This window comes from Achromobacter sp. (assembly GCF_050285565.1).
Classification (GTDB): Bacteria; Pseudomonadota; Gammaproteobacteria; order Burkholderiales; family Burkholderiaceae_B; genus Achromobacter.
Genome location: NZ_JBLZXG010000006.1, coordinates 252,421 through 270,622, shown reverse-complemented (window position 1 = coordinate 270,622; position 18,202 = coordinate 252,421). Strand labels below are relative to the sequence as shown.

Here is an 18,202-nt window from a genome sequence, read left to right as displayed (position 1 = left end):
TGTCGCTCCTGCTCGCGGGGCCCTGAACCGGCGGCCCGATACCGTTCCGGCGCTACTTCAGATAGGCCCGGATCACATCCATCATTTCCTGCGCCGCCCGGGCCCGCTCGGCCTCGTTGGGCGCATGCACCACGTGTTCGTCCAGGTGGCCCTGCATGACCTCGGCGGTCAGACCGCTGAGCGCGCCGCGTGCCGACGCCAGTTGGCGCAGCACCTCGCCGCAGGCGGCCTCGGCCGTCAGCGCGCGTTCGACGCCGTCGAGCTGGCCACGGATGCGGCGCACGCGAGCGATGAGTTTGTCCTTCTGGTGGATGGTGTGGGCCATGGCGGGTATGCGATAAATATAGTGTGGGGGACTATATTATCATCGACGTTGGCGCGCGCCGCCGGCACCTGGCGGCGGGCCTGGCCGCCACTGCGCCCGGTCACGGCGGAACTGATCCGATTCGAGCGGGAGAGGTACGGAATCGGGTAGAAATAAAAGCGCAAATCGCTATCATCCACTGACGAAGACGCCTCCAGCCGCGCCATCCTGGCGCGCATGCGCAGTCCCCTCGTCATTCGGAATCCTCATGCCATCGCGCCGCTCCTGGGCCTTGCTCGCCAGCCTGTACAGCACACAGTTCCTGGGATTGATGTTCTTCGTCATCGCCATGACGGCCATCCTGCGCCAGGGCGGCGCCAGCCTGGACACCATCGGCCTGGTGTACCTGATGGGCATGGCCTGGCCGCTCAAGGCGCTGTACGCGCCCTGGATCGACCGCCACGCGACCGGCCTGCGCGGCCATTACCGCGGCTGGCTGCTGGTCACCCAGGGCGGGCTGGTGCTGTGCCTGGCCTTGATCGGCATGTTCGACCCGCGCACCGACTTCACCCTCATCTACCTGCTGTGCTGGGCCACCGCGCTGCTCTCGGGCGCGCAGGACGTCGCGCTGGACGGCCTGGCCTGCCGGCTGCTGGTCAACCCGGCCGACCGCGGCCTCGGCAATGGCCTGCAGATCGCCGGCGGCTTGATCGGCAACCTGGTCGGGGGCGGCATCATGCTGATGCTGTATCCCCAAATGGGCTGGCGTGGCTGCTGCCTGCTGCTGGCCGCGCTCACGGCGGTATCGTGGCTCCAGTTGCTGGGCTACCGCGAACCGCGCTGGTCCCGCGGCGCCGCAGCGGCCAGCCATGCCCGCCTGCTGGCCTTCTGGCGCGGCCCGCAACGCAAGCGCTGGTTGCTGTTGCTGGTGCTCTATCCGGCCTCCGCCTCGCTGGGCTATGCCGTCATCATGCCCGCGCTGATCGATACCGGCTGGTCGCTCGCCGACATCGGCTTGATCCTCAACGTGGTGGGCGCCATCGCCGGCCTGCTGGTCGCGCTGGCCTATGGCCGCCTGCTCAAGCGCTGGTCGCGGCGCGGCGCCACGCTGTCGGCGGCGCTGCTGCAGGTCGTGGGCATCGCCGGCCTGGCGCTGCCGGCCATGGCCTGGGGCTCGCACGCCACGGCCGGCGTGGCGGTGGTGCTGTACTACATGCTGTACACCCCGGCCGCCACGGTGCTGTGCACGCTGATCATGGATCAGTCGTCGCCGCACAGCCCCGCCACCGACTACACCCTGCAGATGAGCGTGGGCCACTTCTTTTCGATGCTGCTGACCTCGGCCGGCACCATGCTGGCCGGCCGCATCGGCTATGGCGGCGTGGTCGGCGCGGCGGTCACGCTGGCCGTGCTGGCCCTGCTCACGGCCGCGCGCTGGATTCCCCGGGAGGCCGTATGAACAAACCCTGGGAAATCATGCGGCCGGTGCGCGGCCGGATCCGCCTGGCCATGGGGCTGGCGGTGGCCGGCGTGCTGTGCAGCCTGGCGAGCCTGGGCTGCCTGGCGCTGGCCATGCGCGACCTGCTGCAGTCGCGCGCCACCTATCCCTGGCCCGCCTTCCTGGGCGCGCTTGTCTGCGCCCTCACTGCCTGCTTCCTGCGGTTGCAGGCCTTCAACCAGTCGCACTACGCCGCCTTCCGCCTCGAAGTGATCCTGCGCAACGACCTGATCCGGCACCTGGCGCGGCTGTCCTTCGGCGAATTGCAGGCGCTGGGCAGCGGCCCGCTGGCCAAGGTGGTGCAGAACGACGTCCAGGCCCTGCACGTGTTCGTGGCCGACAGCACGCCGCTGTTCGCCCGCGCCTACGCCATGCCGCTGTTCAGCGCGGTGCTGCTGTTCGCGCTGGACTGGCGCATGGCGCTGGCCGCCGTGGGCGTGCTGGCGGTCGGCGTGGGCGGGCTGTCGCTGGCCATGCGCGGCCGCGAGGTCATGACGCGGCGCTATCACCAGGCACGCGAACAGGTCAGCGCGGCGGTGATCGAGTACGTGCAGGCGATGCCGGTGGTGCGCACCTTCGATACCGGCCAGACCACCTTCGGGCGCTACCACCGCGCGCTGGAACGCTACCTGGCCATGCTGACCGACTGGTACCGCGACGCCAGTTTCAGCGCGCGCTTCGCCATCGCCGTGCTGGGCCCCCTGCCCACGCTGACCGTATTGCTCTGGCTGGGCGCCTGGTGGACGGCGCAGGGCCAGCTCGATTTCCCGGTCTGGCTGGCGCTGCTGCTGTTCGGCATGGGCATGGCCGAGGCCATGTTCCCGATGATGTCGCTGGCCCACATGATCGACCAGGCCAAGCTCAGCGTCGCGCGCATCCAGCAGGTGCTGGCGATCGCACCGCTGCCGCCGGCGCGCGCGCCGCAACGGCGGCCGGCCGACACCAGCGTGCGCTTCGAGGACGTGCGCTTCGGCTATGGCGGCAAGCCCGCGCTGGACGGCCTGACTTTCACTGCGCACGCCGGGCAGGTCACGGCGCTGGTGGGCCGTTCCGGCGCCGGCAAGAGCACCGTGGCGCGCCTGATCGCACGCTTCTGGGACGCCGACGCCGGACGCGTGCTGGTGGGCGGCGTCGATGTGCGCGACGTGGCGCGCGAAACCCTGTTCGAGCACGTCGCTTTCGTGTTCCAGGACAACTTCCTGTTCTCCGGCAGCGTGGCCGAGAACATCGCCATGGGCCGCCCCGACGCCGGCGCCGCCGAGATCGAGGCGGCCGCCCGCGCGGCGCAGGCGCACGACTTCATCCAGGCGCTGCCCGACGGCTACGCCACGGTGCTGCGCGAAGGCGGCAAGGATCTGTCCGGCGGCCAGCGCCAGCGCCTGACCATCGCCCGCGCGGTGCTGATGAACCGGCCGATCCTGGTGCTGGACGAAGCCACCGCCGCCACCGACCCCGAGAACGAGCGCGCCGTCGGCGCGGCGCTGGCCGCGCTGATGCGCGGCAAGACGGTCATCATGGTCGCCCACCGGCTTGCCAGCATCCGCCACGCCGACCAGATCCTGGTGCTGGACCGGGGCCGGCTGGCCGAATCCGGCACGCACGACGCCCTGGTGGCGGCCGGCGGCCTGTATGCCCGACTCTGGGACAACCATCAACGCGCCCGTCGCTGGACGCTAGGCGAGCATTCCGCATGACCTCCTCTCCCGCACCCTGGCGCGATACCTATCGCCGCCTCCTGCGCAGCGCCGGCAGCCAGGCCGGGCGCCTGCGCCTGAGCCTGTTGCAACTGCTGCTGGCGGCGCTGTGCCAGGGTCTGTCGCTGGCCTGCATCGTGCCCCTGTTCATCCACCTGACCGGCGCCGATGGGTGGCACCGAGCGTTGCCCTGGCTGGCGGCCTTCACCGCGCTGGCGGCGGCGGCCACGGCGCTGCGCTGGCGCGCGCAAGGCTTCGACTATGGCGGCCACATGGCGCGGGCCACGCACGAACTGCGCGTGCTGCTGGGCGAACAACTGCGGCGCATGCCGCTGGAAGCCTTGCAGGCCCAGCGCACCGGCGGCATCGCCGCCAAGCTCCTGGGTGGCGTCGACGAGCAGATGAACTACGCGCTGACCGTGATCAACCTGATCCTGGGCGCCATCGTCACGCCCGCGGCCGCGGCCTTGGCGCTGCTGGCCTGGGACTGGCGGGTGGGCGTGGCGCTGATGCTGGTGTTTCCCGCCATCGTGCCGCTGTACCGCTGGCGCCGGCCGGCGCTGGATCGCGGTCACACCGCCGCCGGCCACGCCAACGAAGCCTTGAACGCCGAGCTGCTCGAATATATGCAGGGGCTGCCGGTGTGCCTGGCAACCGGACGGGCGGGCGCCGCCAACGAGCGCCTGCGCGCCGGCTTCGAGCACCTGGAGCAATTACAGCGCGACCATCACCGGCGCGGCGCCAAGCCGTCGCTGATGGTGGCCGCCATCGTCGAAGGCGGCATGCTGGCGATCCTGGGCTGCGGCATGCTGTGGGCCACCCAGGGCAGCCTCGCGCCGGCCGCCCTGGGCGCGGTGCTGGTACTGGTGGTGCGCTTTGCCGAACCGCTGGCGACCTTCGTCAACTTCACCACGGTCCTGGCGCTGATCGAGGCCGCGCTGGCCCGCATCGAAGCGGTGCGGGCGGTCGCGCCGCTGCCGCAATGGCCGGCACAGGGCACAATCGCGACGCCGGCAGCGATCCATGTCGAAGCCCTGGAGTTCCGCTATGCGGGCGCCAATGCGCCGGCCCTGCGCGGCATCGACCTGGATCTGCCAGCGCGCGGCCTGACCGCGCTGGTCGGCCCGTCGGGCTCCGGCAAGACCACGCTGACGCGCCTGCTGATGCGCCATGCCGATCCGCAGCGCGGCGCGATCCGGATCGGCGGCGTGGACATCCGCAGCCTGGCGCCCGCCGACCTGAACCGCCTGATCTCGACGGTGTTCCAGGACGTGCACCTGTTCGACGACAGCGTGATCGGCAACATCGGCATGGCGCGGCCCGAGGCCAGCGAGGCCGAGGTTCAGGCGGCGGCGCGCGCGGCGCATTGCCTGGATTTCATCGATCGCCTGCCGCAGGGTTGGCAGACGCGCCTGGGCGAAGCCGGCGGCAAACTGTCGGGCGGCGAACGCCAACGCCTGTCGATCGCGCGCGCCATTCTCAAGGATGCGCCAATCGTGATCCTGGACGAGCCCACCGCCGCGCTCGACACCGAGAGCGAGCTGGCGGTGCAGGCGGCCATCGACACCTTGGTGGCGCAGCGCAGCGTCATCGTCATCGCCCATCGGCTGTCGACCATCGTCGCCGCCGACCGCATCCTGGTGTTCGAAGACGGCCGCATCACCCAGCAGGGCACGCACGCCGAACTGCTGGCGCGGCCGGGACGCTACCGGCAGATGTGGCTGGCGCAACAGGGGTAGACGGCCGCCGCGCGATCCCCGGCCCCGGTCAACGCCGATGGCCGCCGACCTCGATGGCGGCGCCTTCCACGCAGGCGACGATGCGCCCGCCGTCACCGCCGACCGGATGGCCGCCAGTGAAATCCGAGAACGCTGGCAAGACCGTGATGCCCGCGCGCAGCCAGAACGCCGGCCAACTGCGCGGCACGCCGCGCACGGACGTCTTCGGGTGCACATGGCCGGCAATGACATGCAGGCCGTTCGGCCCGCGACGCGGGAGATGGCTGAACAGGAACGGGGCGTCGACGTGGGCCTGGCCCAGTTGGCGCACGCCGAATGCCGGGCCATCCAGCGCCCGGTCATGGTTGCCCGCCAGCACGGCCACGTCCAGGGCGGCATGGGCTTGCCGCCATTGTGTCCAGGTGTCGCGCCAGCCCGCCTGTGCCACAGGCCCATGCAACAGGTCGCCCACAATCCACAGTTCGCGCGCGGCCGTGAGCGCCGCCACCTGCGCCAGGCGGTCCAGGTCGCCCCGTGTGGCGCCGCTCGGCACGGCGATGCCCGCGCGCCGGAACACCTGGCTTTTGCCCAGGTGCAGGTCGGCGATGATCAGGCGCGAACGCGCGGGCCAGAACAAGGCCCGCGTCCCCAGCAGCCACATGGGTTCGCCGCCCAGCGCCACCTCCAGCGCGCCCTCAGGCGAGGCGCTCATAGCGTTTCTCCAGTTGCTGCGCGGCGCGCCTGACCCGCGCCTGCCAGGTCTCGGTGCTCAGTTGCCCGCGCAGGCTTTCCGTCCAAAGGGGGAACGACAAGGGCGTCAGCGTGCGCGGCTCGCACAGCGCCAGTTCGCGGCGCCGGCAGTCGTGCAACGCCGCCAGCAGGCGGGGCGCTTCCAACTGCAATGCAAAGACCTCGCGCTCGGCCTGCGCCAGCAGCAGGTGATCCGGATCGTAGCGGCGCAGCACATCGTAGAGCAGCCCGCTGGATGCCTGTACCTGCCGCAACGAGCGCGCCGCCTGCCCGGGCAATGACGGCGTCAGCAGCCCGGCCACGCGCGCGATCTCGCGGAACTGGCGGCGCGCCATCTCGCCCAGGTTGACGCCGTCGCGCAGGTCCTCGGCCATGTGGTCGGGGCTGAGCAGTTCGCGCAGCAGCGCCGCGTCCAGCGCGGCCGGCTCGGCCAGGGTCAGCATCAGCCCGTAGTCGTTGACCGTGTAGGAAATCGTATTGGGCTGCCGCCGCCCCCAGCGCAAGGCGATCATGGCCGCGATGCCTTCGTGCACCGCGCGCCCGGCGAAGGGGAACAGGAACAGATGCAGGCCGCGCCGCGTGGCGATGCGCTCGGCCACCAGCCGGCCGCGATCCGGCAGCGCGCTGGCCTGCGCCTGGATCCGCAGCAGCGGCGCCACCGCGCGCATCTCGGCGTGCGGACCGGGATGCGAGAACAGGCTTTCCACCTCGGCAGCCAACTGCGTCGACAAGGGCATGCGGCCGCCCTGCCAGGTCGCGACCGGGCCATCGCCGCCCTTGGCGCGCCGCACGTAGGCGACCATGCCTTCCAGCCGCACCAGCTCCAGCGTGCGGCCGGCGAACTGGAAGCGGTCGCCGCGTCGCAGGCGCGCCAGGAAGCCTTCTTCGACCGAGCCCAGGCTGCCCCCGCGCAGATACTTCACGGCCACGGCGCCGTCGGCGGTGATGGTGCCGATGGACAGGCGATGGCGCAACGCGATGCGCCGGTCATGCACCCGATAGCGTCCGTCATCGTCGCGCACGACGCGTTGATAGTCCGGATACTTGGCCAGCGCGCGCCCGCCCTGCACGATGAAATCCAGCACCGCCTGCCAGGTCGCGCTGTCGAGCGCGGCATAGGCATGCGTGCCGCGCACTTCCTGGTACAGCGCGTCCGCATCGAAGCCGCCCCCCAGCGCCAGCGTGACCGCGTGCTGGGCCAGCACGTCCAGGCTGCCGACCGGCGGCGGCCGGGATTCGATCGCGCCGCGCGCGATCGCCTGGCGGGCGGCGGCATACTCGATCAATTCAAGCGCCTGCGCCGGCACGCACACCACGTTGCCGGATTCGCCCGGCCGGTGCCTGGCGCGGCCGGCGCGCTGCAACAAGCGCGCCACGCCCTTGGGGCTGCCGATCTGCAAGACCTGATCCACCGCCGGGAAATCCACCCCCAGGTCCAGGCTGGAGGTGGCCACCACGCAGCGCACCGAGCCATCGCGCAAACCCTGCTCCACCGCCGCGCGCAACTTGGGATCGAGCGACCCGTGGTGCAGCGCCAGCGTGTCCGGGGCCTCGGGCCAGATCGATTCCAACGCGCGATGCCATAACTCGGCCTGCGCGCGGGTGTTCGTGAACAACAGCGTGGCACGCACTTCGAACAGGCGCTTGAAGACCCGTTCCAACTGGGACAGCCCCAGGTGTCCCGCCCATGGCAGGGCGCGGCTGCGTTCGGGCAGCAGTGTCGATATCCGGATCTTGCGCGGGCGCGCGCCGGCCACCAGCGCGCTGCCGGGCGCGTGCGGCAGCAGCACCGAGCGGGCCTGCTCCAGATTGCCCAGCGTGGCCGACAGGCCCCACGTCCGCGCCGCCGGTGACAGGCGCCGCAAACGCGCGAGACAAAGCTGCAGCAAGACGCCGCGCTTGTTGCCCAGCAGCTCGTGCCATTCGTCCACCACGACGCAGCGCAGGGCGCGAAAGCGCTGCGACGCGTCGGCGTAGGACAGCAGCAGCGCCAGGGACTCGGGCGTGATCACCAGCACCTGCGCCTTGCCCTGCCGCGCCAGGCGTTTGTCGCGCGCGCTGGCGTCGCCAGTGCGCAGCGCCACCGTCCAAGCCAGGCCCAGGCCGGCCGCCGTCTGCGTCAGGGCGCGGGTGGTGTCGGCGGCCAGCGCCCGCAGCGGCGTGACCCACAGCACGCGCGGCCCCTCGCCCGCCGCCCGCGCCGGCGGCGCCTCGGCCAGCGCCTCCAGCAGCGGGCCGCCGAAGGCCGCCAGGGTCTTGCCGCTGCCGGTGGGCGTGTGCAGCAGACCCGATTCGCCCGCCAGATAGCGGCGCCAGGTTTCGCGCTGGAACGCGGCGGGCTTCCAGCCGCGCGCCGCGAACCACGCCAGCAATGGGCCGTCCCGCCGCGCGGCGCTCATCGGGCCAGCGCCTTGAGGGTGTCGAGCCGGTCGGCCTGGTCGGCGCGCTTGTCGTGGCGCCAGCGCAGGATCCGGGGAAAACGCAGCGCCACGCCCGACTTGTGCCGCTTTGACAGGTTGACGCCCTCGAAGCCCAGCTCGAACACTTGCACCGTATCGACCGCGCGCACCGGCCCGTAGCGTTCGCGCGTGTGGGCGCGCAGCCAGCGGTCCAGTTCGAGGATCTCCTTGTCATCCAGGCCCGAGTAGGCCTTGGCGATGGGCACCAGCGCGTCGCCATCCCACAGGCCGAAGGTGTAGTCGGTATAGAGCGTGCTGCGGCGGCCGTGGCCGGACTGCGCGTACAGCAGCACGGCGTCGATGGTGAGCGGATCGATCTTCCACTTCCACCAGTCGCCGCGCCGCCGGCCGCTCTGGTAGGGCGCGCCGCGGCGCTTGAGCATAAAGCCCTCGACGCCGCGTTCGCGCGATTGCGCGCGCAACACGCGGGCCTCGTCCCAACTGGCCGGCGCCACCAGCGGCGACAGGCCCAGGCGCGAGTCGGCGCGCTCGCGCAGCAGCGCTTCCAGGCGCGCGCGGCGCGCGGCCTGCGGCAGCTCGCGCAGATCGGCGCCATCCAGTTCCAACAGGTCGTAAGCGAGCAGCCGCACCGGCGCCTCGGCCAGCCACTTGGGCCCGGGCCTGAGCCGCTGGATGCGGGTCTGCAGGGCCGCGAACGGCATCGGGTCGGCGCCGTCTTCCTGCCAGGCCAGCAGTTCGCCGTCGACGACGCAATCCACCGCCAGCGCCGCCGCGGCCGCCTCGACTTCGGGAAAGCGGCCGTCCAGCCGCTCTTCGCCGCGCGACCACAGCGCCACCTCGCCGCGGCGGCGGATCAACTGCGCGCGGATGCCATCCCATTTCCATTCGAGCAGCCAGTCGTCTATCGGCCCCAGCAGCGCCGGGTCGCCTTCCAGCGGCGAGGCCAGAAAGAATGGATAGGGCTGCTGCCGGTCGCCCGGCAGTTCCCCGGCGCTGAGCAGGTCGCGCAGGAACGCGGGGCTGGGCGACCACGCCCCCAGCATGCGCTGGGCAATGCGCGCGATCGACACGCCCGACAATTCGGCCAGCGCCTGCTGCACCATGCGCTGCGACACCCCCACGCGCAGCGCGCCGGTGAGCAGCTTGTTGAAGACCAGGCGTTCGATATAGGGCAGGCCGCGCCAGGCCGCGACGATGACCTCGCGGCGCTCGGCTTCGTCGCGATTGGCGACCGGCACCAGGACGTCCTCGATCCAGTCGGCCAGCCCGCGCTCGGGCGTGGCAATGGCGGGATCGGGGATCAGCAGGGCCAGGGTTTCGGCCAAATCCCCGACCTGGTCATAGCAGGCGTCCACCAGCCATGGCGCGGTATCGGATGCGCTCGCGACCCAGGCACGCAATTCGCCGACCGCCGCGATCTTGCGGCGCGCGCTGGTGATCTTGCCGCCCGCCAGCAGGTACAAGGCCCAGGCCGCATCGCGCGGCGGCGCGTCGCGGAAGTACGCCACCAGCGCGGCGCGCTTGTCCAAGGTGGCGGTACTGCGATCCAGTTCCTGATACAACGCCGCGAATCGCTTCATGCCTGGATCCGTTCCCCTGTCCCGATGAAAATGGCGCGGCGCGCCGTCCTAGTCGTCTTCGCCATACTGCGTGGCCAGCGTCTCGGCGGCGATGCCCGAGTCGTTCAGCGTGCGCACCAGCGCATCGGTGTCGCCATGCGTGGCGATGACACGGCTGGCGCCGGTCTGGCCGATGGTGCGCAACAGGTCGGGCCAGTCCGCATGATCCGATACCACAAAGCCGCGATCCATGTTGCGCCGCCGCCGGTTGCCGCGCAGTCGCATCCAGCCGGAGGCAAAGCCGTGCTGCGCTTTGCGGAAACGCCGCAGCCACGCGCTGCCGGCCGCCGAGGGCGGCGCCAGGATCAGTTCACCCGCAAACCCCGTGCCCGCGGCCGCCGGCGCGCCGTCCGCGTCGATGACCGGGCGCGTCTCGGCCAGCGCGACGCCGGCCTCGCGGTAGACGTCCACGCCCGCGGCAATCGCGCCGTGCAGATAGACCGGCCGGTCGACGTATGGGATCAGCTCGGCCAGCAGGCGCTGCGCCTTGCCCAGCGCATAGCAATAGAGAACCGCCGCCTCGCCGCGCGCGGCGCAATGGTCGCGCCAATCGACGATGTCGCGCGCCACCTGAGCGGCGCTGGGCCAGCGGTAGATCGGCAGGCCAAAGGTGGCTTCGGTGATGAACGTGTCGCACGGCACCGCCTCGAACGGACTGCAGGTGGGATCCGGCTGGCGCTTGTAGTCGCCCGAGACGACCCAGACCTGGCCATCGACCTCGATGCGGACCTGCGCCGAGCCCAGCACGTGGCCGGCCGGATGCAGCGAGACCCGCGCCGCGCCCAGCGTGAAGGGTTCGCCGTAGGCGTGAACGCGGTAGTCCTGCTCGCGCAACCGCCATTGCAGGATGGGCAGCCCCTCGGCGCTGGTGTGGTAGCAACCCATGCCAGCGCGGGCATGGTCGCCATGGCCATGGGTGAGCACGGCCACCGCCACGGGACGCCAGGGGTCGATGTAAAACCCGCCCGCGGGGCAATACAGACCTTCCGGACGCAACTGGACGATGTCGGCCATGGGCTCTCCCGATCGGGTGGACGCGGCGCGCGCCGGGCGAGCGGTGCCGCCTGGGCATCGCACAGTTATACCGCGAACGGCGTGCTCGCCCGCGTCCGGCCGCCGGGCTGATTCCGCGCCTTTCCCAACCATTCAATAATCGTTGTACTATTGAACAATGAATGAAGAACAGATCGTCTCCGCCCTGGGCGCCCTTGCCCACGCCCAACGCTTGCGCACGTTCCGCGCGCTGGTGGTCGCAGGCCTTCCCGGCCTCACCCCCAGCGTCCTGGCGAACCAGCTCGGCGTCGCCCGCAACGCGCTGTCGTTCCACTTGAAAGCGCTGGCGCACGCCGGCCTGGTCAGCGTGGAGCAGCAGGGCCGCAACCTGATCTACCGCGCCGACTACGCCCACATGAACGGCCTGCTGGGCTATCTCACCGAGCATTGCTGCCAGGGCGAACCGTGCGCGGTCAACCCGGGCGCCTGCGCCAACTGCTGACCGGAGCGTTGCCATGCCCTCGCCGCAAACCGCCGCCGCGCCCCGCGCGCCCGCCGGCCTGAACCGCTTCGAACGCTATCTCACCCTCTGGGTATTCCTGTGCATCGTGCTGGGCGTAACGCTCGGGCACGTGCTGCCGGGGCTGTTCGAGGCGATCGGCCGCCTGGAATTCGCGCAGGTCAACCTGCCGGTCGGATTCCTGATCTGGGTGATGATCATCCCCATGCTGCTGAAGGTGGATTTCGCCGCCATGGGCCAGGTGGGCCGGCACTGGCGCGGCATCGGCGTGACACTGTTCATCAACTGGGCGGTCAAGCCGTTCTCGATGGCGTTCCTGGGCTGGCTGTTCATCCGCCACGTCTTCGCCGACTGGCTGCCGCCCGCTCAGCTCGACAGCTACATCGCCGGCCTGATCCTGCTGGCCGCCGCGCCTTGCACCGCCATGGTGTTCGTGTGGAGCCGGCTAACCGGCGGCGACCCGGCGTTCACCCTGTCACAGGTCGCGCTCAACGACACCATCATGGTGTTCGCCTTCGCGCCCATCGTCGGCCTGCTGCTCGGCCTGTCGTCCATCTCGGTGCCCTGGGACACGCTGCTGGTGTCGGTGGGACTGTACATCGTGATCCCGGTGCTGCTGGCGCAACTGTGGCGGCGCGCGCTGCTGCGGCGCGGGCAGGCCGCTTTCGACGCCGCGCTGGCACGGATCGGCCCGCTGTCGATGGCCGCGCTGTTGCTGACGCTGGTGCTGCTGTTCGCGTTCCAGGGCCAGGCCATCCTCCGCCAGCCGCTGGTGATCGCCATGCTGGCGGTGCCCATTCTGATCCAGGTGCTGTTCAATTCGGGCTTGGCGTACTGGCTCAATCGCCGCCTCGGCGAGCGCCACAGCATCGCCTGCCCGTCGGCCTTGATCGGCGCGTCCAATTTCTTCGAGCTGGCGGTGGCGGCCGCCATCAGCCTGTTCGGCTTCCAATCCGGCGCGGCGCTGGCGACCGTGGTGGGTGTGTTGATCGAGGTGCCGGTGATGCTGCTGGTGGTGCGCCTCGTCAATCGCAGCCGCGACTGGTACGACGCGGGAGGCCGGCGTGTCTGACCCGATGACCGACCTGCCCAATCTCGATGCCCGCCTGTTCCAGGCGCTGGATGCCAGCGAACGCCAGGAAAGCGCGCAGGCCCTGTCGGCACGGATGCGGCAAGCGTCGATCCGACCGGCTAGACGCGCCTTGCGTCAGCGCGGTCCGAACACCTTGTCCAGTTCGGCGGCCTGCGGCAGGCCGTTGTACTTTTTCAGCGCCCCGGCGGCGTCACGCACAACGATGCCGGGCGTGCCGCGAAAGCCCAACGACACCATCAACGCCTGATTGTCATCGAGCACCTTGGCGATGTTGTCCGGAACGCGCGTGGCGGGCGCAATGCCACCCGCGTCGAACTGGCGTTCGTTTTCCAGCAACGCGGCGGTCGGGTCGGCGGCGCCCAGAATGGCCGCGGCCTTGGCCGGGCTGTCCTCGCGGATGACGCCCACCATCACGTGCCGCAATTGCACCTTGCCGGCATCGACCCATGGCCGCGCGGCTTCCCAGAACTTGTGGCAATAGGGGCAATTGGCATCGCTGAAGGTGTAGATGACGCGCGGCGCGTCTTTCCTGCCGTCCAGCACCCAGGCCGATTTCTCCAATTGCGCCCAGGCCTGCTCGCCCATCGGCTTGGTCACCAAGGCCTCGATCCTGGCATCGTCCAGGGGCTTGCCCTGCGCGTCCAGGCGCGCGCCGACGATGGCGTTGCCGTCCGGGGTCACATAGATAGCCACGGGTTGGTCGCCGGCCACGCCCGCGAAGGCGCGCAGATCGCCGTCGATCTTGAACTCCTGCACCACGCGCAGGCCGCGCGCCTCAAGCGCCTTGAGCACGGCGGGCCGATCCGGCGCGGCCTGGGCGCCAGCGGCGGCCAGCCAGGCCGCCAGGGCGAAAAGAAAACGGCGGGGCGCACGCGAACGAATCATGGGGACTCCTGAACTTTGCCGGACAGTGCCAAAGGCGCCAATGATACTGGCAGCGCTGAGCTGCGCGCGTGCCGGCCGCGCGATCGCGTATTCGTGGCAGCCAGCTAAAATCCCGCTCGCGATCGAGTGCCCCCGGCCCTATCGACGCATTCCCCTTGCCCCGTCGCGCCTGGCGCGACCCTTGCCGCCTGGCTGCGAACGACACATGAAAAACACATTGATGGCCACGCACCTGCGCCTGGTCGGCATGGCGGCGCTGTGGGGCGCGTCGTGGTCCTGGGGCAAGGTCGTGGCCCAGTCGATGGCGCCGCTGGCCGCGGCCAGCCTGCGATTCCTGTTCGCCAGCGTGGCGCTGCTGTTGTGGATGCATCGCGCCTCGGCGCTGCGCGACCTGAAGAAGCTGACCCGCAACCAGTGGCTCGGCCTGAGCGCCGCCGCCCTGGCGGGCGTGTTCGGTTACTCCAGCTTTTTCATGCTGAGCCTGCAGTTGGTGCCGGCCGGCCGCGCCGCCATCGTGGTGACGCTCAATCCAGGCGCCACGCTGTTGCTGGCCGCGCTGCTTTTCCGCGAGCGCCTGAACCCCGCCATCCTGACGGGCATGGTGCTGTCGGCCATCGGCGCCTACATCGCGATCAGCGGCGGCGCGGGCGCCACCCTGCCGGGCGCGCTCGGCGTCGGTGAGTTGCTGCTGCTCGGCTGCGTGGCCTGCTGGGTGGCCTATACCCTGATCGGGCGGCTGGTGCTCAAGGGCGTGGACGCGCTGACCACCACCACCGTCACCACCGTGATCGGCGCGTTGATGCTGCTGCTGGCGAGCCTGGCCTTCGAGGGCAGCGCGGCCTGGCGGGCGCTGGGCGATGCGCCGCTCAATGCCTGGACCAGCGTGCTGGCGCTGGCGTTCGGCGCCACCGCCATCGCCTACGCCTGGTACTTCGAAGGCGTCAAGGCGCTGGGCGCCGGCGCCGCCTCCGGCTACATCACGCTGGTGCCCGTATTCGGCGTGCTGTTCTCCAGCCTGTGGCTGGGCGAGCCCACGCCCGGCAGCCTGTTCATCGGCGCCGCGCTCGCCATCTCGGGCATGGCGCTCATGCACCTGGGGCGGCGCCGGGCCGGCTGAAACGGGCCGGCCCGGCGTGGCGATGGCTATCGACGGCTCAGAACCGCCACGCCACGCGCACGTTCGCGGCATGCTCGCGGCTGCCGCGCGCGAACTGGCCGTCGTAGGACAGGCCGACGCTGCTGTTGCGCCCAAGGGCCATGTCGGCGCCCAATCCCACCAGGGCGGCGTCGCGTGCAATGGACGTGCCGGCCACCGTGAACGGCTGGCTGGCGTCGAACGCCAGCCGGGTCGTCGCATTCACGTCGCCAAAAGCATGGCGCCAGCCCAGCATGGCGGTCACCCGCCCTTGCCGGCCGCCCAGTTCGACATCCTGGCGCGCGCGCAGACCGAGCGAAGTCTGGGTCTGTTGCTGGCGCGATGACTGGCCCGTCAGCGCCGCGGCGCCGCCGGTTTCGCGGAAGCCGCGCGTGCGCAGGTCGCTCCAGGCCAGTCCGGCATACGGTTCGAGCGTGAAGCCCGGGGTTGCCGCCCACGCATAGGACAGCTCGGAGAACAGTTGCGCGGTGCTGGCGCCGTAATCGGCCGTCAACGGGTCGGCCTGGCTGGCCGCCTGGCGCCGGGTGGAAATGTCGTGCCAGGTGTAGCCCGCGCCGGCCAGCAGGTTCCAGGCGCCGCTGGCGGCGGCGAACGACTTGCCGCCGTAGACCAGGGCGCTGTAGCTGCCGATGTCCGCCTGGCTGCTGCGGTCATCGACCTTGGCCCGGGTATCGGTGAAGCCCACCGCGCCGCCCAGGCGCCAGCCCGCGCCAACAGCCTGGTCGGCCCCGACGAACACGCCGCCGGTATGTTGGCGCAGGCGCGCCGCGTTGCCGTCGCCATCGAAGCGCTGCCAGCCGCCCACCACCTCGGCCCAGGCGGGCAAGGCGGCCGATGAGGGCAGCGCGCCTTGCGGCAAGGTGCCGCCCGCCTGCGCCGTGGGCGCCCCCGGCAGCATGCCGGCTTGCAGATTGGCGCGCAGCCGCGTCATCGGCAACGCGCGCAAGGTGGCCGCGCCCTGGGCCAGCGAACCGCTGACGCTGGCATGGGCTTCGCCCGACAGGCTGTTGAACACGGCTTGCGGCTGGCCGGCAGGCAAGGTCGATACGTAGCGCCGCAGCGTGTGCCCTTGCGGCAGGCTGTCGAGCGCCGCGCCGACCGCGCGCTGGTTGCCCGTGGCGCCGGCGCTGGCGAACGAACGGGTCTGATCCAGCTGCAGGCTGACCGCGCCGCCGTCGTAACTCAAGGCCGGATCGAGAAAGGCGTAGTTGGAAGCCACGCTGTCGAAGCGGCCCGAGATCGCGTTGGCGGTCAGTATCGTGTAGCGCTGGTTGGGGGTGAAGTCGCCTTGCGGGCCCACGTGCAGCACCGAGCCGCCAAGATACGCGGTGCCGCGCACGTCGACGCGATCGCTCTGGGTGCCCGCCGGTTCGGCTTCGACGCGATAGACCGAGCCGGACGCCAGCCTCAGGTCGCCGTTGACGGTAAGCGTGCCGATCGAATTGCCGGGCGCCAACACCCCGCCGGCCGCCACCGTGGTCGGGCCCACGGTGCCGCTGCCGCCGAGGACGCCGCCGGTCTGCACCTGAACCGGCCCGGCCAGGCTGCCGTTCACCGCCAGGGACCCGCCGCGCACGGTGGTCGGGCCGGTATTGGTGCTGGCGCCGGTCAACACCAGGTTGCCGGCGTACAGATCGACGGCCCCCCGGCCGGAAATCTTGCCGCCGTAGACCAGCGGCGCGCCGGCGAAATTGAATACCAGCCGGCCGTCGCCCGCGCCCAGGTGCACGCGCGGGGTGTCCAGCACACCGGCGGCCGCCGGCGCCGCGCCCGCCGCGGCGCCGACGTTGAGCACGCCGCGCGAGCCGGCGTTGTTGGCGATGTAGATCACGGGCGCGCGCGCCGTGCCGCCATCGGCCAGGGTCATTTCGCCCTGGCCCAGACGGCCGACGTTCATGTCGTTGGAGGTCTGCCAGAGCGAACCGGCGCCCGTGACGAGCATCGTGCCGTTGGCGCCGTTCAGATCGCCCAGGATGCCATAGCGGCTTTCGACGCGGGCGCCGCCGGCGACCACGGCCGCGCCCCGGGCGCCGGCGTTGTGGCCGACGAAGAAGTCGCCGCTGTTCACCCAGGCCGCGCCACCGCTGAGCGTGGCACTACTGTTGGAACCGTTTTCGGTGCCGACGTAGCCGTCGGTGCTGTCCAGGCGCGCGCCGCCGCTCATCTGCAGGGTGCCGTTGCCGACGTTGCCCACGTACACGACGCCGGCGCTGTTCAGGCGCGTGCCGGCCCCGTCCAGGGTGGCGGAGCCGGACGAACCGGCCTCATGGCCGATCAACATGCCTTGCGCCGTCAACGCCGCGCCGCGCGTCATGACCAGCGAGCCGGTGCCGGCATAGCCGACGCTGATCCGGTCGCTGGAGGTCAGTGACGAGCCCGTGTCGGTCAGGGTCAGCGTGCCGCTGGCGTTGACCGCGTCGCCCAGCCGGACCTGGGCCGTGGTGGCCTTGGCGCCGTCGCTGATGTCCAGACGGCCCACGGCCGCCACGGCGCCGGTATCGGTGCGGTCGCCGCCGATGGTGAGGGTATTGACCCCCATCGTCGTGCCGCCCCCCCTGAGCACGATGCCGCCGTTGGCCGAACCGCCCCGGCCCAGCACGGTGTCGCCCGCGACCATCGCGCCCTGGTTTTCAATCGTGATCAGGCCCGTGCCTCGCGCGCCCACGAACAGGGTGCCGGAGGTGCTGAAAAGGGAATTGCGGTCGGTGACCATGATGTCGCCCCGGCTGCCGGCGTACAGGCCCATGATCACCTGGCCCTGCGAGGTCAGTTGCGCGCCGGAGGCCACACTGACGCTGCCCTCGCCCTGGCTGCCAACCGTCAACTGATTGGAGACGATCCATCGCGCCTCGTTCGCCAAGGTCGCCGAGCCGCTGGATCCCGCGCCGGTCGCAAGCACCGCGGAACCGGTCTGCAGCAGCGTGTCCCTGTCCGCGGCGGAGAGCAGCCCGGTGCCCGATGCGCCGATTTCCAGCGCCGTGAGGGTCGCTGAGGCCCGGTCGCGCAATTGCAGAGTGCCGTGCGCGCCGCGTTCGCTTCCCAGGTAGACCCGAACGCCGTTGAACGAGGCGCCGTCGGACAGCGACACCTGCGCCCGGCCGAAATTACCGATGATGGACAACGAGGTATCCGTCCACGACTGGCCCCCGGCCAGGTTCATGGAGACCTGGGAAGTGGCGCTGTTGGACAGGATGCTCAGATTGGTCTGCAGGCTCGCGGCGGGATCGAAATCGAGCGTGGCGCTGCCCGAGGTGCCCAGGTAGAACAGCCCGACCTGCTGCGCGCCATCCAGCCGCACGGTTTGCAGGGACGCCGAATTGCCGATGTAGACATCGTCGCCCGCCCCGGGCGGGGACGACATATCCCAATTGCCGCCCGTGCTCCATCGGGTATCGGCGCCGCCGCCCGCGATCCAGACATGCGGTATCCCCTGCGCCTGCGCATTGGCGGTGACGCCCGCGAGCAACGCGGCGATGAGCGAAAGCGAACAGGGCCACACGCCGGCATGGAAGGCGGGGGAAATCGAGGTTTTTCTTTTCACAATGGGCCTTG

The 18,202-nt window shown here is 70.8% G+C and carries 13 protein-coding genes; 6 read left to right on the top strand and 7 right to left on the bottom strand.

The window, feature by feature from the left end; genetic code table 11:
* Nucleotides 1–52: 52 nt before the first annotated feature.
* The gene (locus ACN6O8_RS14685; RefSeq protein WP_427991759.1) at nt 53–325 is read right to left on the bottom strand and encodes a metal/formaldehyde-sensitive transcriptional repressor; all 273 of its coding nucleotides are present in this window, start codon (nt 323–325) and stop codon (nt 53–55) included.
* 247 nt (nt 326–572) lie between these two features.
* Between ACN6O8_RS14685 and ACN6O8_RS14680 the strand changes: the two genes are divergently transcribed.
* The 3 genes from ACN6O8_RS14680 to ACN6O8_RS14670 are packed head-to-tail and all read left to right on the top strand — an operon-like array spanning nt 573 to nt 5,235.
* Nucleotides 573–1,763, top strand: a complete 1,191-nt coding sequence (locus ACN6O8_RS14680; RefSeq protein ID WP_427991758.1) for an MFS transporter — start codon at nt 573–575, stop codon at nt 1,761–1,763.
* 17 nt (nt 1,764–1,780) lie between these two features.
* On the top strand, nt 1,781–3,496 hold the full coding sequence (locus ACN6O8_RS14675; protein ID WP_427991936.1) for an ABC transporter ATP-binding protein: 1,716 nt from the start codon (nt 1,781–1,783) through the stop codon (nt 3,494–3,496).
* Nucleotides 3,493–5,235 carry an ABC transporter ATP-binding protein gene (locus ACN6O8_RS14670; RefSeq protein ID WP_427991757.1) on the top strand — a complete coding sequence of 581 codons (1,743 nt, stop codon included), beginning with the start codon at nt 3,493–3,495 and terminating at the stop codon, nt 5,233–5,235. Before ACN6O8_RS14675 ends, ACN6O8_RS14670 begins: the two co-directional genes overlap by 4 nt.
* Before the next feature lie 28 nt (nt 5,236–5,263).
* On the opposite strand, the gene pdeM is transcribed toward ACN6O8_RS14670, so the two are convergent.
* Genes pdeM through ACN6O8_RS14650 form a run of 4 tightly spaced genes read right to left on the bottom strand, consistent with a single transcriptional unit; the run spans nt 5,264 to nt 11,017 of the window.
* Entirely contained in the window at nt 5,264–5,926 is a 663-nt protein-coding gene (pdeM, locus tag ACN6O8_RS14665) for a ligase-associated DNA damage response endonuclease PdeM (RefSeq protein WP_427991756.1), read from the bottom strand.
* Nucleotides 5,910–8,363 (bottom strand): ligase-associated DNA damage response DEXH box helicase, encoded by a 2,454-nt coding sequence (locus ACN6O8_RS14660; protein WP_427991755.1) that lies wholly within the window; start codon nt 8,361–8,363, stop codon nt 5,910–5,912. Before ACN6O8_RS14660 ends, pdeM begins: the two co-directional genes overlap by 17 nt.
* Nucleotides 8,360–9,964 carry an ATP-dependent DNA ligase gene (locus ACN6O8_RS14655; RefSeq protein WP_427991754.1) on the bottom strand — a complete coding sequence of 535 codons (1,605 nt, stop codon included), beginning with the start codon at nt 9,962–9,964 and terminating at the stop codon, nt 8,360–8,362. Before ACN6O8_RS14655 ends, ACN6O8_RS14660 begins: the two co-directional genes overlap by 4 nt.
* Nucleotides 9,965–10,012: 48 nt before the next feature.
* Nucleotides 10,013–11,017: a ligase-associated DNA damage response exonuclease gene (locus ACN6O8_RS14650; protein WP_427991753.1), complete on the bottom strand. Its 1,005-nt coding sequence runs from the start codon at nt 11,015–11,017 to the stop codon at nt 10,013–10,015.
* A 157-nt stretch (nt 11,018–11,174) separates the two neighbouring features.
* On the opposite strand from ACN6O8_RS14650, the gene ACN6O8_RS14645 reads away from it, so the two are divergent.
* Together ACN6O8_RS14645 and arsB are read left to right on the top strand one after the other, a co-directional pair.
* Nucleotides 11,175–11,498: an ArsR/SmtB family transcription factor gene (locus tag ACN6O8_RS14645; RefSeq protein ID WP_427991752.1), complete on the top strand. Its 324-nt coding sequence runs from the start codon at nt 11,175–11,177 to the stop codon at nt 11,496–11,498.
* Between the two features lie 13 nt (nt 11,499–11,511).
* Nucleotides 11,512–12,588: an ACR3 family arsenite efflux transporter gene (gene arsB / locus ACN6O8_RS14640; RefSeq protein WP_427991751.1), complete on the top strand. Its 1,077-nt coding sequence runs from the start codon at nt 11,512–11,514 to the stop codon at nt 12,586–12,588.
* 135 nt (nt 12,589–12,723) lie between these two features.
* Here the strand turns inward: arsB and dsbG are convergent, their stop codons facing one another.
* Nucleotides 12,724–13,494, bottom strand: a complete 771-nt coding sequence (gene dsbG, locus ACN6O8_RS14635; protein WP_427991750.1) for a thiol:disulfide interchange protein DsbG — start codon at nt 13,492–13,494, stop codon at nt 12,724–12,726.
* A 205-nt stretch (nt 13,495–13,699) separates the two neighbouring features.
* Between dsbG and ACN6O8_RS14630 the strand changes: the two genes are divergently transcribed.
* Nucleotides 13,700–14,611, top strand: a complete 912-nt coding sequence (locus tag ACN6O8_RS14630) for a DMT family transporter (RefSeq protein ID WP_427991749.1) — start codon at nt 13,700–13,702, stop codon at nt 14,609–14,611.
* A 37-nt stretch (nt 14,612–14,648) separates the two neighbouring features.
* Here ACN6O8_RS14630 and ACN6O8_RS14625 read toward each other — a convergent pair whose 3' ends face one another.
* Nucleotides 14,649–18,011: an autotransporter domain-containing protein gene (locus ACN6O8_RS14625; protein WP_427991748.1), complete on the bottom strand. Its 3,363-nt coding sequence runs from the start codon at nt 18,009–18,011 to the stop codon at nt 14,649–14,651.
* Between the last annotated feature and the right edge of the window lie 191 nt (nt 18,012–18,202).